This window comes from Paenibacillus sp. EZ-K15 (genome assembly GCF_002573715.1).
GTDB lineage: Bacteria > Bacillota > Bacilli > Paenibacillales > Paenibacillaceae > Paenibacillus_AQ.
The window spans coordinates 698,193-715,084 of the sequence record NZ_PDHM01000017.1 but is presented as its reverse complement, the minus strand read 5'-3'; the positions used below and the strand labels follow the sequence as shown (position 1 = coordinate 715,084).

Annotated in this window: 15 protein-coding genes and 1 riboswitch; of the genes, 12 read left to right on the top strand and 3 right to left on the bottom strand. The window is 49.3% G+C overall.

Annotated elements, in window-relative coordinates; all coding sequences use genetic code 11:
- Window positions 1-14 precede the first annotated feature (14 nt).
- From CRG97_RS19840 to CRG97_RS19805, 8 genes are all read left to right on the top strand, one after another.
- Window positions 15-1,604: a glutathione ABC transporter substrate-binding protein gene (locus CRG97_RS19840; protein WP_098746489.1), complete on the top strand. Its 1,590-nt coding sequence runs from the start codon at window positions 15-17 to the stop codon at window positions 1,602-1,604.
- Window positions 1,605-1,718: 114 nt separating this feature from the next.
- Window positions 1,719-2,645: an ABC transporter permease subunit gene (locus CRG97_RS19835; RefSeq protein ID WP_076322007.1), complete on the top strand. Its 927-nt coding sequence runs from the start codon at window positions 1,719-1,721 to the stop codon at window positions 2,643-2,645.
- A gap of 12 nt (window positions 2,646-2,657) precedes the next feature.
- Window positions 2,658-3,566 carry an ABC transporter permease gene (locus tag CRG97_RS19830; RefSeq protein WP_098746487.1) on the top strand — a complete coding sequence of 303 codons (909 nt, stop codon included), beginning with the start codon at window positions 2,658-2,660 and terminating at the stop codon, window positions 3,564-3,566.
- Window positions 3,567-3,581: 15 nt separating this feature from the next.
- A complete protein-coding gene (locus tag CRG97_RS19825; protein WP_098746485.1) occupies window positions 3,582-4,586 on the top strand; it encodes an ABC transporter ATP-binding protein in 1,005 nt (334 codons plus the stop codon).
- Window positions 4,583-5,572 (top strand): ABC transporter ATP-binding protein, encoded by a 990-nt coding sequence (locus CRG97_RS19820; RefSeq protein ID WP_076322004.1) that lies wholly within the window; start codon window positions 4,583-4,585, stop codon window positions 5,570-5,572. The genes CRG97_RS19825 and CRG97_RS19820 overlap by 4 nt, the downstream gene beginning before the upstream one ends.
- Window positions 5,573-5,610: 38 nt before the next feature.
- Window positions 5,611-7,071 (top strand): leucyl aminopeptidase family protein, encoded by a 1,461-nt coding sequence (locus CRG97_RS19815; RefSeq protein WP_098746483.1) that lies wholly within the window; start codon window positions 5,611-5,613, stop codon window positions 7,069-7,071.
- A gap of 29 nt (window positions 7,072-7,100) precedes the next feature.
- Window positions 7,101-7,787 carry a copper homeostasis protein CutC gene (locus CRG97_RS19810; RefSeq protein ID WP_098746481.1) on the top strand — a complete coding sequence of 229 codons (687 nt, stop codon included), beginning with the start codon at window positions 7,101-7,103 and terminating at the stop codon, window positions 7,785-7,787.
- A 35-nt stretch (window positions 7,788-7,822) separates the two neighbouring features.
- Window positions 7,823-8,776 (top strand): ROK family protein, encoded by a 954-nt coding sequence (locus CRG97_RS19805; RefSeq protein WP_098746480.1) that lies wholly within the window; start codon window positions 7,823-7,825, stop codon window positions 8,774-8,776.
- Between the two features lie 397 nt (window positions 8,777-9,173).
- On the opposite strand, the gene CRG97_RS19800 is transcribed toward CRG97_RS19805, so the two are convergent.
- Window positions 9,174-9,701, bottom strand: a complete 528-nt coding sequence (locus tag CRG97_RS19800; RefSeq protein WP_098746478.1) for a hypothetical protein — start codon at window positions 9,699-9,701, stop codon at window positions 9,174-9,176.
- A 258-nt stretch (window positions 9,702-9,959) separates the two neighbouring features.
- Window positions 9,960-10,090: riboswitch (cyclic di-AMP (ydaO/yuaA leader) on the top strand.
- A 3-nt stretch (window positions 10,091-10,093) separates the two neighbouring features.
- Here CRG97_RS19800 and CRG97_RS19795 point away from each other — a divergent pair.
- The gene (locus tag CRG97_RS19795; protein ID WP_098746476.1) at window positions 10,094-10,570 is read left to right on the top strand and encodes a C40 family peptidase; all 477 of its coding nucleotides are present in this window, start codon (window positions 10,094-10,096) and stop codon (window positions 10,568-10,570) included.
- A gap of 229 nt (window positions 10,571-10,799) precedes the next feature.
- Here CRG97_RS19795 and CRG97_RS19790 read toward each other — a convergent pair whose 3' ends face one another.
- Complete coding sequence (locus CRG97_RS19790) at window positions 10,800-12,074, bottom strand: stalk domain-containing protein (protein ID WP_098746474.1); 1,275 nt, start codon at window positions 12,072-12,074, stop codon at window positions 10,800-10,802.
- Between the two features lie 227 nt (window positions 12,075-12,301).
- Between CRG97_RS19790 and CRG97_RS19785 the strand changes: the two genes are divergently transcribed.
- The 3 genes from CRG97_RS19785 (at window position 12,302) to CRG97_RS19775 (ending at window position 15,878) form a co-directional block, all read left to right on the top strand.
- The gene (locus CRG97_RS19785) at window positions 12,302-12,688 is read left to right on the top strand and encodes a 2Fe-2S iron-sulfur cluster-binding protein (protein ID WP_098746473.1); all 387 of its coding nucleotides are present in this window, start codon (window positions 12,302-12,304) and stop codon (window positions 12,686-12,688) included.
- Between the two features lie 417 nt (window positions 12,689-13,105).
- Complete coding sequence (locus tag CRG97_RS19780) at window positions 13,106-15,382, top strand: PrsW family intramembrane metalloprotease (RefSeq protein WP_237566498.1); 2,277 nt, start codon at window positions 13,106-13,108, stop codon at window positions 15,380-15,382.
- A gap of 4 nt (window positions 15,383-15,386) precedes the next feature.
- Window positions 15,387-15,878 (top strand): hypothetical protein, encoded by a 492-nt coding sequence (locus CRG97_RS19775; protein WP_098746472.1) that lies wholly within the window; start codon window positions 15,387-15,389, stop codon window positions 15,876-15,878.
- Window positions 15,879-15,968: 90 nt separating this feature from the next.
- Here CRG97_RS19775 and CRG97_RS19770 read toward each other — a convergent pair whose 3' ends face one another.
- Window positions 15,969-16,826: an AraC family transcriptional regulator gene (locus tag CRG97_RS19770; RefSeq protein WP_098746471.1), complete on the bottom strand. Its 858-nt coding sequence runs from the start codon at window positions 16,824-16,826 to the stop codon at window positions 15,969-15,971.
- Between the last annotated feature and the right edge of the window lie 66 nt (window positions 16,827-16,892).

The window sequence follows — 16,892 nt, the reverse complement described above, 5'->3', positions numbered from 1 at the left end:
GGGGGAGTAAAACAATGAGATTCAAAGGTAGAACATGGTCACTGCTCATGCTGCTGCTCGCATTTACGATTGTTGCGGCAGGCTGCGGCGGAAACAGCGGAAGCGGCAAAGGGGCAAGTGAAGGCGGCGGCGAGAGTAAGCCGGTGACAAAAGAGAACAAAGATGTTGTCATTGCGATTAACGCCAACTTCATTACGCTTGACCCTCACAATGCCGGAGACACGCACTCCATTTCCGGTGCACGCACGATGTACGAAGGTTTGATGGGCTTCAACGAGAAAATGGAACTTGTTCCTGTGCTGGCTGAAGACTACAAGATCAGCGAAGACGGTCTGACCTACACATTCAATCTGCGCCAGAACGTGAAGTTCCATGATGGAACAGATTTCAACGCAGAAGCTGTAAAAGTCAACCTGGATCGCATCATGGATGAAAAGAACAACCTTAGAATGCGCAAAAGCTTCTCTACCGTCGCCGATGTTCAAACTCCGGATGACCACACGGTTGTCATCACCCTTAGCCAACCGTACAACGCTTTCTTGAACAAGACCGCGATGGCGCTGATGATCAGCCCGAAAGCGCTCAAAGAAAGTGCCGACATCACGAAGAACCCTGTAGGTACAGCGTCATACAAGTTCAAAGAATGGATTCAAGGCGACCGCCTTGTCGTTGTAAAGAATGAAGATTACTGGCAAGAAGGTCTTCCGAAGGTAGACAGCATTACGTTCAAACCGGTACCGGAGAACGGTTCCCGGATCGCGATGCTGAAGACGGGCGAAGCGGATTTCATCTATCCAATGCCAACCGAACAAGTCTCTGAAGTAGAAGGCGATTCCAATATTGTCATTGATAAGATCGATTCCACCATCGTTCGTTATATTACGCTGAACACCATGAAGAAGCCTTATGACGATCTGAAGGTTCGTCAAGCTATCAACTATGCTATTGATAAAGATGCTTACATTAAAGTAGTTAAATCCGGACTGGGTTCGAAGCTGAAGTCTTCCATGTCCTCTATGACACAGCACTACTCCGAGCAATCCGGTTATGAGTATGATCCGGAGAAAGCTAAAGCTCTCTTGGCGGAAGCAGGATATCCGGACGGATTCGAAGCTGAGATTTGGGGAGAGAACGATTCCGAAACGGTAAAAGGCATGCAGTTCATTCAGCAGCAGCTGGCTCTGGTCGGAATCAAAGTGGATCCGAAACCGATGGAGGGTGCTACCCTGTCCGATCAGATTAACTCGGCTGCACCAGAAAACGCAAAAATTCAAATGTGGTATGTAAGCTGGTCACCTTCGTCAGGTGATGCTGACGGCGCAACAAAAGGTCTGTTCAGCAGCGAGTTCTTCCCGCCGGCTGGTTCCAATACGGCCTACTACAAGAATGACAATGTAGACCAATGGATCAAAGATGCTAACGCATCCGTAAAAGCTGAAGATGCAAAAGAAATCTATGCGAACATCCAAAAACAAATCTGGGAAGACGCTCCTTGGGCATTCCTCGGGGTCGATCAGGTCATCACGGGCAAGAGAACTTATCTTGAAGGCGTTAAAGCCCTTCCGGACGGATCGATCAGTGTGATCAACGCAGAAGTCAAATAATCAGGCAGCGAAGAGCTTGCTAAACGTATACCTTGTGGTGGGCCGCCTCTTGAATCAATAAGGAAGCGGCCCATCGTATTTTAAAAGCTGGCATGTTGAAAGGAGGCACATCCTTTGGGAAGATATGCAATTCAGAGGCTGCTGGGTGTTATCCCGCTATTGTTCGTTGTATCCATACTTGTATTTATGTTCATTCACCTTATTCCTGGAGATCCGGCACGACTTGTTGCAGGTAAGGATGCCACCCTTGAGGAGATCAACGGGATTCGAGAGCAGCTAGGCTTAAACTTGCCGCTATGGCAGCAGTATGTGAACTACATGGGTGATCTGTTGAAGGGTGATTTGGGTGTATCCGTTACTTCCGGTTTGCCGGTGACGGACATGTTGGAAAGCCGCTTTTTCCCGACGATTGTCCTGACCTTTACGAGCCTTGGCTGGGCACTGGTCATTGGTCTGATCATTGGTATCGTATCTGCCGTCAATCGCGGAAAATGGCCGGACTATATCGGGATGTTGACTGCGATATCCGGTATTTCCCTGCCAGGCTTCTGGCTTGGTCTTGTACTTATTCAAATTTTCTCCGTCGAGCTGGGCTGGTTCCCGACAGGCGGTGTCGACAGCTGGCAGTCCTACATTCTGCCTTCCTTTACGCTGGGGGCCGGGATTATGTCCATGCTGGCAAGATACTCCCGTACTTCGATGCTCGAGACGATGCGTGAGGATTATGTCCGGACGGGACGCGCGAAGGGTCTGCGGGAATTCGTCGTTGTCGGAAGACATGCACTGCGCAACTCCCTGATTCAGGTCGTAACCGTTGCGGGGCTGCAGTTCGGATTTTTGCTGGGCGGCTCGGTTATGGTTGAGACGGTATTCAGTATTCCCGGCATGGGGCGTCTCTTGGTAGACTCGATTGCATTCCGGGATTATACCGTCATTCAAGCGCTATTACTGCTGTTTGCAGCCGAATTTATTCTGATTAACCTGATTGTCGATTTATTGTACGGTGTACTGAATCCAAAAATCCGGTATGCATCGAAATAGGAGGGGGAACCCATGAGCGACAATTCAACAGTGACGGTCAATTCCTCCGTACCGGAGGATACGCTTGCGAAGAGTCAGGCAACTGGCAAATTCAGAGCGTTCATGTCCAAATTTATGAAGCAAAAGCTTGCCGTTATATCGAGCGGATTTATCTTGTTATTGTTAGTGCTGGCGGTGATCGGTCCGCAAATCGTTCCGTATCCTCCGAATGAGCCCAACTATGATGCGATGATGCAAGGCCCGTCGGCAGCCCACTGGGCGGGTACGGATGAGTACGGCCGCGATATCCTAAGCCGCTTGATTGACGGTACCCGGTTGACTATGGCGGTCAGCTTAAGCGCGGTATTTATATCCGCAGTTCTCGGTACGATTCTCGGCCTGATCAGCGGCTACTATGGTGGCTGGATCGACCGTCTTATCATGCGGGGAAGTGACGTTATGTTCTCCTTTCCTGACCTGCTGCTTGCAATCGGAATCGTAGCGATTCTGGGACCGGGCTTATCGAATGTGGTGATCGCGGTGGCTGTCTTCGGAACCCCGTCGTTTGCCAGAATCATCCGAAGCGTAACACTCTCCTCCAAGGAGTCTTTATATGTAGAGGCGGCAAGATCCATGGGCGCCAAGCATAACCGGATTATATGGAAGCATATTTTTCCTGAGACGGTTCCCAGCATCATTGTCAACGTATCGATGAGAATCGGCGGCGCCATTCTGGCTGCTTCTTCTTTAAGCTTCCTCGGACTTGGTGCCAAGCCGACGGAACCGGACTGGGGCGCCATGCTCAGTATGGGGCGCGATTACCTAAGTATTGCGCCGCATATCGTGTACTACCCGGGACTCCTGATATTCTTGACCGTGCTTGCATTCAATCTGATCGGTGACGGACTGAATGATGCCCTTGATCCGAAAACGAAAAACTAATAGGGGGGATAGATCGTGACGCAAACATTGCTTGAAGTAAAGGGTCTCAAAACCGAATTCAAACGCGATGGCTCATCGGTGCTTGCCGTAGCAGGGGTCGATTTTCACATCAATAAAGGCGAAGTGCTTGGACTCGTGGGTGAATCCGGATGCGGCAAAAGCGTGACCTCCCTGTCCATCATGAGGCTTCTTAAAGATACGCCCGGCAGAATATCCGGGGGCTCGGTAAGCTTTGAGGGCAAGGATCTCGTACAAATGTCGGAAAAAGAAATGCGCCGCTATCGCGGAAATGAGCTGGCCATGATCTTCCAAGAGCCGATGACATCGCTGAATCCCGTCCTTCGTATCGGGAAACAACTGGAGGAATCCATCATGCTGCACTTGGGCTATAGCCGCAAGAAAGCGCGGCAGCATGCCATCGACTCGCTCAAACTTGTGGGTATTCCGCGGGCCGATGAAGTTGTGGATGACTATCCGCACCAATTGTCCGGCGGTATGCGACAGCGGGTCATGATTGCGATGGCGATGTCCTGCAATCCGAAGCTACTGATTGCCGACGAGCCGACCACCGCCCTTGACGTCACGATTCAGGCTCAGATTCTGGATCTGATGAATCGACTGAAGACCGAGCAGGAAATGGGTATGCTGCTCATTACCCATGATCTTGGCGTCGTGGCCGAAATGTGCGACCGGGTGGTTGTCATGTACGCAGGCAGAGTCGTGGAAGAGGCGACGGTTGAAGAGCTGTTCGAGAATCCTCAGCATCCGTACACCAAAGGACTCATTCATTCAGTGCCCAAGCTTAGACAAAAGGTACGCCGTTTGGAATCCATTCCAGGGAATGTACCGGATCTACGGAACATGCCGAAAGGCTGCAAGTTTGCCCCACGGTGTCCGTTCGTGATGGAGCAGTGCCTCTCCCAGGAGCCGGAGCTTTTCCCTGTCGCACATGAAGAACATCGTAAGAGCCGCTGCTGGCTGACACAGGAAGGTCACTCGAAGGGAGGAGAAACCGCATGAAAGAAACACCTCTATTAGAAGTAAAGAATTTGCAGAAATCATTCACGGTGAAAAAAGGGTTCTTCGGTACGTCCAAGCAGCTTCGTGCCGTGGATGGAATCTCCTTCGCGATCCATAAGGGCGAGACCTTCAGTCTGGTTGGCGAAAGCGGCTGCGGCAAATCGACGACAGGCCGCTTGGTGACCCGTCTGCTGGCGCCAAATAGCGGCGAGGTCCTGTTTAACGGAACGGATATTAGCGGATACAATGAGAATCAGATGCGCCCTCTGCGCAAAGACATGCAGATGGTCTTCCAGGATCCTTACGCTTCCCTAAATCCAAGAATGAAGGTCAAAGAACTGGTCGCGGAGCCCTTGCTCATTCATACCAAGCTGAGCACCAAAGAGCGGGACAAACTGGCTTGCGAGCTGCTGGAAACGGTCGGATTGAACAGCTTCCATGCCGAACGCTTTGCCCATGAGTTCAGCGGCGGTCAGCGGCAGCGGATCGGCATTGCCAGAGCGCTGTCTGTGCGTCCGAATCTGATCGTAGCCGACGAACCAGTATCTGCGCTGGATGTTTCCATCCAATCGCAGGTGCTGAACCTGCTGCAGGATCTTCAGGAGGAGTACGGCCTGACTTATCTGTTCATCTCCCATGATCTCAGCGTGGTTGAGCATATCAGCGATCGGATTGGTGTCATGTATCTGGGCGCGCTGGTGGAGACGGCCGATAAAGATACCCTATATGACCGCCCGCTGCATCCTTATACTCAAGCCCTGCTATCCTCGGTACCCGTTCCGGATCCGAAGCAGAAGAAGGAACGGATCATTCTGAAGGGGGATCTGCCGAGTCCGGTGAATCCGCCGACAGGCTGCCGCTTCCATACACGCTGTCCATCCTGCATGGAAGTGTGTAAACAGATTACCCCGGTTTACCGTGAGGTGGAGCCGGGCCATCAGGTGGCATGTCATTTATATGACGAAGAAATCATGAAAAATGCTTAACAGCGTTGATTCTCTTATATAGGAGGGAAGGCCTCGATATGAATATCACAATAGATGAAGCTTCATTGGCAGATACTTCGATTTATGTGGTTTATGAGGGCGAGGAGTCTCATTTCCGTTTAACGGAATCTCGAAAGCATAGCATGAAGCTGACTTGGTTCTATGGCCGCTCCGATCAAGAAGCGGACGATCTCGTTGTTGGAATGGGGCAGCGCTCGAACCTGACGTTGGAGCAAGTGCGCAGAACAGGCGCATCAGCTGCGAGAGCACTGCTCAAGGAATACAAATCAAGCGCAGTACTGATACGCACCTCAATCCGCGATGACCGGGCTTCTTCCCGTATTTCGGTGGAGGAAGAACTCCAGGCGTGGGTTGAAGGCTGGATGTATGGATTATATCAATTCAATAAGCATCGTGGGGTTACGGCCAATCTGCAAGCTCTGTCCCTAAATCTTCGACAGGAAGATTGGCAGGGGCTTTCCCGTGAAGAGATGGAAGTCATCATACGGACGGCAGAAATCCGAATCGAAGGGACGCAGCTCACCCGAGACCTGGTGAATGAATCACCGGAAACGCTAAATCCGGAGGCGTTCGTTACGGTTGTCGAGGATCGTTTCAAGAAGGCACCCGTTCAGCTTCATGTGTATCGCGGACAAGAGCTCCATGATCGGCAGATGAACGGTCTGATCGCTGTGGGTGCCGGTAGCAAATACGAGCCTGCCATGATTGAGATTTCCTATAATGGGGTGGATTCCGAGAAGGAAAGTCCTCATATTGTGCTCATCGGTAAAGGCGTAACCTTTGATATGGGCGGGATGAACGTCAAAATCGGCCGAGACATCAGCGATGCTCGTATGGATATGGGAGGCGCTGCAGCCGTCGTGGGTGCCATGGATATTCTGGTGTCACAAAAAGCTCCGGTACGAGTAACGGCGCTTATAGCCGTTGCGGATAATTTATCGGGACCGGATGCAATGCTTCCTTCTTCCGTTGTTCATTATCCGAATGGTTTAAGCGTTCAGGTCGCAAATACGGATGGGGAAGGGAGATTGATCATTGCGGATGCGCTGCTGCACGCAGCAGAGCTTGACGCAGATAAGGTGATTGATATCGCAACCCTCACCGGTAATGTCGGAGCCGCACTGGGCTTGGAGATTGCGGGCATCTGGGGCGATCAACAGATTACGGCCGATTTGGTTGAGATCGGTGAGCGTAACGGAGAACGCCTATGGCCTATGCCGCTGATGGACGAGTACGAATCGGATCTCAGAAGCGATTATGCCGATCTGAAAAATGTGGGTACGTCAACTTTGGCAGGCGCTATAACGGCTGCGCTGTTTATCCGTCATTTTGTGGCGGATTCCATGAAATGGGTGCACATCGATATGGCGGGCACGGTCCAGTATAAACGGGAATTCCCCCACTCCGCAGCGGGGGCTACCGGCTATGGTGCAAGATTGTTGGCGGATTATGTGGAGAAGCAGTTTCTCCATGCATAAAGAATCAACTTCAATAAGGAGTGACGATGATGCTGCTTGAAATAATCGCAACATGCGTGGATGATGCCATCACAGCAGAGAAGAATGGCGCGGATCGTCTGGAATTGATCACGGCGATAACCGAAGGCGGGCTAACGCCCGGAATAGGGCTTGTTGAAGAGGTAGTGAAAGCCGTTCAGATTCCAGTTCATGTCATGGTCAGACCTCATAGCAGATCCTTTGTGTACAACGAACATGATATAGCTACCATGATGGCGGAGGTTAAGGCGATCCGCAAGGCAGGTGCAGCTGGCGTTGTGCTTGGCATGCTGACTCCGGAAGGGAAGATTGACGAGGTCTCCTTGGTCAAAATGCTGGAATGGACAGGAGATATGCAGGTCACGTTCCACCGGGCTTTTGATGAACTGGAGGATCAGTTCGAAGGGCTGCGTACATTGCAGAAATACCCGTTGGTTACCCGTGTCCTAACGTCAGGAGGGCCGCAGCCTGCACCGCAGGCCATCCCGAGAATTCGGGAGCTTGTAGAACAAACGGCAGGCAGTGAGCTTAAAATATTGGCCGGCAATGGCCTGAAGTGGGAAATCATACACGATTTTATCGACCGGACCGGTGTGAGCGAGGTCCATTTCGGCTCAGCTGTCCGGTACGGTCGATCAGGGCTGAAGCCCATCGATCCGGTCGAGCTGCGATCGCTGGCTGAGAGCATACATCAATAGAAGTAGCAAACCTATCGGAAACAGGTGAACAAAAATTGCAAACCGTATGGAATAAACAGCAAGAATTTGTGGTTGGCGTTGACCTTGGGGGTACGAAGATCGCGGCAGCGCTCTTTGATTCCGAAGGACAGCTGCTGAACCGGGAGCAGATGGAAACAGCAGGTACACGTACGGCGGAGGACGTGGTCGGAAGAATTACGGCCATGATCCGCAGCGTGTCGGGCGGCCACACACTCCGAGGCGTAGGCATGGCATCGCCGGGAACGGTTAACAGCCGGGAGGGCATTGTCATTCATGGAACGAATCTGCCGGAATGGACGAATGTCCCCCTCAAAGCATGGATGGAACGTGATCTGCAAACGGAGGTTCAGGTGCTGAATGACGCGAATGCAGCCGCATGGGGAGAGTATGTAAGAGGTGCCGGAAGAGGCTCGACGAACATGGTGTACGTGACGCTAAGCACCGGCATCGGCTCAGGCATCGTGCTGGATGGGAAGCTGTTCCTGGGCAGCAGTTCCTTTGCTGGGGAACTGGGACACCATATCATTGATCCGAACGGTCCGCAGTGCAATTGCGGCAGTCACGGCTGCTGGGAGGTATTTGCTTCAGGAACGGCCATTGGTCATGAGGCCTCCCGGCGGATGCGCTCCCAGACCAGCGTCATAACTGAACTGGCTGCAGCCGAATCGGGAGTGAATGCAAAGCATGTGTTTGAGGCAAAACGTCTGCATGATCCTGTAGCCGTGGAGGTCATCGACCGTGCTATTTATTTCATGGCGCTTGGTCTGGTTAACGTCATTCACAGCTTTAACCCCGATCGCATCGTGATTGGAGGGGGAGTAAGCAGAGCGGGCGAGCTTTTATTTCCGCAGCTGCGGGAAATGACAGACAAGCTGGTGATGCCATCCTATTTAGGGACGTACGAGATCGTTCCTGCAGGACTTCGGGATGATGTTGGTCTGGTTGGAGCTGCGGCCTTGTTCCAATAGCATAGGGGCAAAGAGAAGGTTACGGATAGGATAAAGGATGGAATAGAGCTTAGATAGAGAGTGTTCGGATCGGCAACGTAGTCTCATGTTGACCGAGCTTAAGCGAATTTGACAAAAGCCGCCCTTCAGGGGGCGGCTTTCCAATTATTCATAGAGAGCGGGAAACGGAGCGATCATTTTTTTTCGTAATAAGTCCGTAACATGTGACAGGTGATAGGCGTGAACCGTAAGCCGTCATCCGTTTTCACTGGAGGCGATTTTTTGGTTTCCTGGTTAGGTTTGTTTGTATCCGACAAACAATAAACGGTTGCTCACACTTTCCCGCGATGCCGGCGGAAACCGCCGGCTCCAAACCCGCACGTGGGGTGACCTGCAGACTTGGAGCCGGCGGCTGCCGCTATTCCATGTACTTGGATGCGTCAAACGTAATCATGGACGTATGATTGGCATGTTCAATCAGTGAAGAGAGCTTGGTTACTTCGCGTTCCTTCTTGCGCGCTTGCGCCTGATAAGCTTCCGGATCATATAAGGCGACGTTGAACAGCGTTACGGCACCGTCTCCGCTGCCACGGCTGCTCTGGCGCTCCAGCTTCTTGCGGGAGCCGAGATGGGCAAGCTGTCCGATATCGCTGCGTATCTGCTTGGCCAGCTCGATCGCTTCCATGATGGTCATGTCGGAGCCGTTCCAGCTAATGGTTTGCGTTGTGTTGGAGATTGCCATCAGCAGATCCAGCTTTCTGTAATCCGCCGCGGCCGCTTCGATCTCTTCCGTAATGGCATCCACGCTGCGCGCAGGGTATTCCGCCGTCTCCCCTTTTTCAATGATTGTGCTGCTGTTGTTCAATCGTTCCGACATCAATTGATTGATGAGACGGTTGATGGCTGCCCGGACAGCCAAAGCTTCTGCCATCGTAATTTGACTCATAAGGGATGGATCACCTCTTTAATTTCATTTCTGATTATGTAAACGCATAGACCTGTAAAAAGTTGCTAGATTATTAAAAAAACAGTACGAGAAGGAAAGCAGAGTTACATAATTGTCATGATTGTGTGAGATGGTAACAAATATCCGGCAGAATTTCTTTATCTTTACGACAGCTCCAAACATAAAACGATAGATTCTTAGGATATTATTGACAGCATCCTTGCTTGTATACTATATTAAGAGAAGGTTACAAAACGTTAATGAATTTTGCCGAATTTCGTTTGTGAAAACGGGGGAACCGTCTTGGGTGAATTACTCTTGTATAGAGAGTATAGGGAACCTTCAACCGAACCTTTAGCTAACTCCGTAGGCATCGAAGGAGAGAACATATTTTGAAGAAGTTTGTCATCACTTTACTAGGGTCTGCAATTATTTTTTCTTCTGGTGCCGTATCAGCATTTGCTGATCAACAACCGAATTTTCAATATCAAGTGAAGCAATTGGTAGGAACGCCATACAAATGGGGCGGAACGACCACTAGCGGGTTTGATTGCTCCGGATTTATTCTGTACATGTTTAGAAATTTCGATATAGATCTTCCACGCACATCCCAAAGCCAGGCTAGCGCTGGGGAACATGTGGATCGCGAAGATCTGCGTGTTGGAGATTTGGTATTCTTCAATACAAGCGGCAGCGGAATTTCTCATGCAGGCGTTTACATTGGTGACGGACAATTTGCACATGCTTCCAGCAGCAAGGGAGTCAGAATCAGCAAGCTTAGCGATTCATATTACGAGCCACGTTATGTCACGGCACGTCGTGTGTTGAGTCAAGAAAATTATGCGAGGCTGGTAGGAAGCGCAAGCTAATTGGATTACATTGCAGTTTAGGGTTCAATACATAACCAGAAAGCCTGACAAAGGGTTGTCCTTGTCAGGCTTTCTTTTTTTTAGATATCAGAAAGTATAAACTTCGAAGCTTGTGACTTCCTGATATCGCAAGAATAACTTCTACTAACTGCGGTCTGTCATCTGTGAAAGTACGTCGATAGAAGTTTTTCTTACTATAAGTCTATCAATCCCACAGGGAGTTGTTCGGTTACTCCTTAACAACAGAGGCATTCACAGCTGCTTCCATCCCGTTATTATAGAGACGGAACAAGCCAAGACGCCAGAAAGCAGCACCTTTCAGATCATAGCGTTTGGCCAAACCGAGCTTATCGTCTACGGAAGTGGCTGTTTCGCTGCTTAAGCTGATGCCGAGCAAAAGCTTCTGCTTCGGGACACCTGCTTGGAGTGCCAACTGGATCGCTTGGTCCACCATACTGTTTGGTTCGGGAACCTGAGATTTGGTTCCGACTGGATTGTACTGATAAGCCATAACGATGAGATCATCGGCGATGGAAGCCAGCGTCTTGTAATCATAGCCTTTATAGGCGCTGTTCAATGGCGGCACCGCTAAGGACAGGGCAATATCATGCGGCAATAATGCCTTTAATTGCTTGACATAATCATTGAGCAGCTTCTGCTGGTTTACGGCATCCAGTTTAAAACCAAGCCCTTCAAAATCAAGCACAACGCCGCCGAAGCCGTTCTCCGTTACCGCGGCTGTGATGCCTTCAATGGACTTTTGGCGCAGGCTGCTATCGCTCAGGACCTTGGTTAATTCGCCGTTTCCATCCAAGGCGTAGACCATGAGGTACGATTTAATCTTCTGGTCCGCAGCATCTGCTACCATCGACTGCGGCGTAACGTCACCGGCCGCAGCGGGCAGGCGGTACTCGTCGCCTTGAAGCGTGAACTGACCCTCACGATCGATGCGGCTCCATCCAAAGGCGACTGAATTCATAGATGCAACAAGATCCCGTTCTTGGAAAGATTGCAATGCATAGAAGGCTCTCAAATGCATCTCGCGCTGCGGCGATACAAGGGAAACCGTGCGAGTTGCCTGATTCCAGCCCACATCGACACCGAATTGGCTGCTGAACGAGCTAAGCGGGATCAGTACACGGCCTTCCCGTTGAACCGGCGGGGCCGCAAGCTTCACTTGTTTTCCATTGACCGTTGCTGTCGTGCTTCCCACCTGAAGTAACACTTCAGTCGATTGGCCTTTCACACTGCCGATGGCCTTTACGGTTTGCGTCTTGCTATTCCAGGTGATTTGAATGCCCAGCGCTTCACCGACCGTCCGGAATGGAACGTAGGTGACCCCTTTGTCTACCCGCGGAGCCGCATCGAAGGTTAGCGTAACATCATCCAGCTTTACCGATATGGCAGGCTCAGCATGTACCTGACCAACATGGGGTGCGGTGCCGAGCAAGGATAAGGCAAGAACGGCAGCGACAGCTGTTTTTCCTATTTGTTTATGCAGCATGCTTTGGTATTTCCTCCGATCCATTAAATAATAGAATGATTTCATAGAATATGGAATTGGGTCTAGCATACGCTAGTATAGCAAAATTTTCATAGAGTTCCAATTCCATGATGTCAATGTCATAGAATAGATAAGAGTAAGCGTGTTGATTTTTTAAACTTTCCGGTATAATAAATGAAGGATTTTATACATAACCTGATGATTACATGCATAGGGGGATAACGCGCGTGTTTAAATTCTGGAAAAACAAAAAGGGTAGGAATAGCGAAGACAACAACTCGCCCATCCCGGAAGAGATGATCGAAGCCGTACCGGATCGGATCATTGAACTAACAGGTCGCGAGGTTCGCCGCAGTGTGGCGCCTGTTCTTGGCATGACGGTGCTTGATCTGGCCGAACGGAATGACGTGGACTGGAACTCTTTTTGCAAAAGAGGAACTTGTGCGCGCTGCCGCTGCATGGTGGCGGAGGGAATCGAGTATTTGTCCGAGCCCAATCTGGCCGAAGAACAACGCCTGGATCCTGAGGAGATCGAAGAAGGATATCGTCTGGGATGCCAGAGCAAGATCGAAGCGGTCGGTCCCATCAAAATCAAGCATGCCCCATACTTTTGATGTCATAGAAGGCAGATTGCAATTTCATATTTAAAAAGCAGGCAGCCATATAATGGATATGATCCCCTTCAAGTAGACAGTGCGAAGAAAGAGCACATCCGTTTACTTGGAGGGGATTTTTCATGGGGAACAAAAGTAAGCCACCCTTGATAATTAAACTTGGTTTCCTGGGATGTTGTCGAAAATATTCATCAGATATGAGACTAGCGCCTTTTGCCACATTTTACTAGAATGACTATACTACTAATATCTTGTAAAAAACAGACTATAGATAATTTGCGGAGAAACTCAAAAAAACCTCCGCTGCGATCGATCGGTGACCATGGTTTTATGAGTTCTTATCATTACTCGTGGCAGGACCGACATCAAGGGAGATGTCCTGCTCGCACGAAGCCGCTTTCAAAGGAGGCGACCGTTATGAATTCGATCTGGTCCATCCGAACCGGAATTCGGGATTTCCTGGAGTCTATCTATCGAACTGGCCGGTCCTGGATTGAGAAATATCCATTTATTAAAACGGCGTATACGATATTTTCCTGGTTGTCGCTAATCCTGTTTGTTTTAAGCTTGTTTTTCGTTAAAGAATCGCGTACCATGATGGTTCAATATTTATGGTCGTTTTATGTACTCCTGCAATTTTGGTTTCTATGCCGAAGCAAAACGATTCCGTGGAAGCAGATTGTGCTGTTTGTTCTGGCGGGCGTTTTTCTTGTCGTACCTTTTACGACGCTTACGGTCAATGCTCTCCACGTGCTTTTCGGCGGAAGCACATCTGACACCTGGTCCATTGCCGTGATCACGCCAATTTTCGAAGAATTGTGGAAGCTCCTTCCGCTAGGCATATTTCTGTTGTTCTCGCGTCGAGCTTCCGCTTTGAGTTTAAGCGATTACACGCTCATCGGCGCGGCGACTGGCGTTGGCTTCCAACTGATGGAAGAGCTCTCCCGAAGATGGCTAAGTTCCGGCCCACTTGAGGAAAAGTTCGGCTACAGCTTTACATGGCTGGGCGGCGAAACGATTCATTGGGATTTGTTCTCGTTGTTTCCTGGGCGTTTCGAAGAAAGTGTGTTTCCGACACTGATGACCGTCGGTCATCCTGTGCATACCGCCATGATCGCGCTTGCGTGCGGAATAGCCTATCGGCTGCGGACAAAACTGACGAAATGGGTTTTTCTGTTCCCGGCAATCATGTTGCTGTGGGCCATCCTGGATCACGCGGCTTATAACGGTCAGTATCAGCTGCCGGGTTGGATGTTACGGCTTCATGATTGGACCGGCAGCGGTTATAAAACTCAGCCGGCCTTCCTACTGATGCTGCTTGCATCGATTACTGCCGACTATTGGTCGCTGAACAAAATACGAAACCGCCTGCCGTCGCTGCCGAGCGAGCTGCTGCTTAATCCGTTCACCGAGCTGTGGAATATGACCCGCTCTTTTTGTCTAGACCGTGGGAAATTCGTATATTGGCTAGGATTTTACCGGGAGCGCAGGGAGCTCGGATTTCATTTGCTTTATGGAAATGAAGAAGCAGCCGGTAGACAGGAACCTGTCCAGGCTCGGGTAAAAGCTCTTTACCAGGTGCTAACCGGAATCGCTATAATTCTGCTCGTGGCCGGTCTGTTCGCAGGTATCGGGACACATGCGAGCGGAGGAGAAACGGCATGTTTCGCCTGCATGTTCGACTCGCTGCAAGATTGGTGGGATCGGCTGGATTGGTATGAACAGGGAGCGATCCTGCTCGGAGCCCTTGCCTTGTCACTGCTGTTCGTTGGATTCTGGCCGGCTTTTGGCATTGCAATGACGGGGATGGGAATAGCCGGAAGCGGGCATGAGATTGCCGGCTATATCCGGGATCCGAAGAAGCTGTTTACTCCCGAAAAGGCGATTTCTGTCGCAATAGGCATTGTACTAAGCCGAATTCCATTCGGCAAAGCGTTAAGCTGGGCAGGAAAAAAAGGACGCCATTATGTGAGCAAGCTTCTGGATAAACTTGGTTCCCGGAAGCCGGATATCGACGTCCCGGTTAAACCGAAACCTCCGAAGCATGACGGCCCGGATCATCATCCGGGCGATCCAAAGAAGCCGGATGACAATTCCAAGAAGCCGGATGATGATCCGAAGAAGCCAGATGGCGATCCCAAGAAGTCGGATGACGATCCGCAGAATAAGGATAAAGCCGATGAGGGGACGGAACAAGATGAGACCATTGGAGACGTAGTTAAGGAAGGAAATAAAACGAAATATACGAATCCAGCTGGAAATGAACTTACTTGGGTTGATCAATCTCCGAAAAATATTAATCGAGATATTGACCAATTCTTAAATAGTAAAGACGTTGGTAAAGCAACTGAGGCTAAGGTTGCGGACTTTGTAAGAAATGAAACAGACATAAAAGCGTATGCACAAAAAGTTATGAGGAGTGATGGTCAAGCTGCCGGTGATTTAGACGTCGTAACAAAAGATGCGATTATTGAAGTCAAAGCATCCATTAAAGCGGTAAAAGAAGACCAGTTGAATAAATTTACGGATCCAACCCATGATTTATTCTTTAATCCAGATCAAAAAAAGGTTATTTTGTATATTGATAAACCTTTGAGTAATTTAAGACCCGAACAACAAGCCATGCTGGAAAGCATAAAGTCTAAAGGCGTTACGATCATTAACTCATTAGAGAAGTTGAAGGAGGTTATATAATCGGATGGGGACTTCTGCTTTTATCTTAATGAACCACAAAAAATATACACCGGAGCGTCTTTTAGCTGATTCTATTATTTCTGCTTTTCATGCGGATGTAATGCTGAACTTTCATAACAGTAAAAATTATGCCAGCAATGGACAATTGCTTTCTACGACGTTGAATATTAATGATAAGAAAGTACGAGAAAATAATGAATCGTTTATACTTTATGTAGATGCATTGGATAATCCACAACTTGATTTTTTTTACTATGAGGATGTGGGTTTGGATTCCAATCATAAACTATATCAAGTAGGGGCAATTGAAGATATTTTTGGCGTTGAAGAGTTGGTATTTCGATTTATATATCATTATCTCGAAATAAATCCTGACGACTATTTTTGGGTTGCGGATTATGATTGGGTCTACAGTTGGGAAGACGTGCAACAATTAAAATCCCAACCATATGACTCAGATTGGTGTTATAAAGACCCTAGTGAAAGTTCTGGATAAACAATAAGTAACGAACATACAGAGGCTCATTCCAACTTGAACGATGAGGAGGAATGAGCTTTTTTTAACTGTCTACAACTATGAATCCCTTTACTCCATGGCCATTTTACTTTGTTCCCGGAACGAGCTCGGCGTTTGTCCGGTAATTTTTTTGAATAACATCGAGAAGTACTTATCGTTGCCGTAACCCACTTGAGAAGCAACCTCATGAACCGGCATTTCAGAATCTGCCAGCAGGCGCTTGGCCTCTTCAATCCGGCGGGATATCAAGTAATTGAAGGGGGAATCGCCGACTTCTTTTTTAAACAGATGGGATAAATAATGCTGACTGACATACATCGTATCGGCAATGTCCTTAAGACTGATGCTCTGGGTATAATTGGTGTCGATAAAGTGTTTGGTCCGCAGCGCGATTTCGTTCTTGCCCTTCAAGGACTGGAATTGGTGTTTAACGTCCACAATGCGATAGATCACGGTAATCAATGACATCAGCAGGTTGGTGCTCAGTGTTTCATACCCCAGCACCTGAGAATCGCATTCGCGGAGGATCTCGGAAAGATAGCTCTCTACTTTATAGGCGTATTTCTCACAGGATATGACCGGCTCCACATAAGCCGGGAGCAGCATCCCTTGGGGAACCCCTTCAATGTGAAGCGAGTCCACGCCGCAGTATATCACCTTGAAAGGCCCGTCCGTGATAGATCTCTCTTCATGAGGAATGCCGGGGTTATAAATCGCGACATCGCCTTTGTGGAGTTCGTATACTTTTCCTGCAATAGTAAATTCTCCGCGTCCTTCTACTATATAGATGATTTCGCAGAAATCATGAATTTGCGGCGGTCCATAAAAGAAGTCCTCGTCCACGACCTGCCCGGCAAAGAGCAGCTGCGGATTTTTGATGAAGCGGAAGTGATCGCTTTTGCTATGCGAGATTTCGATCTTTGGCACGTTCTTGTCCCTCCTGGAAAGCAACATCCTCTACTTATTATAATGCATAACACCCTTCGATGCAGA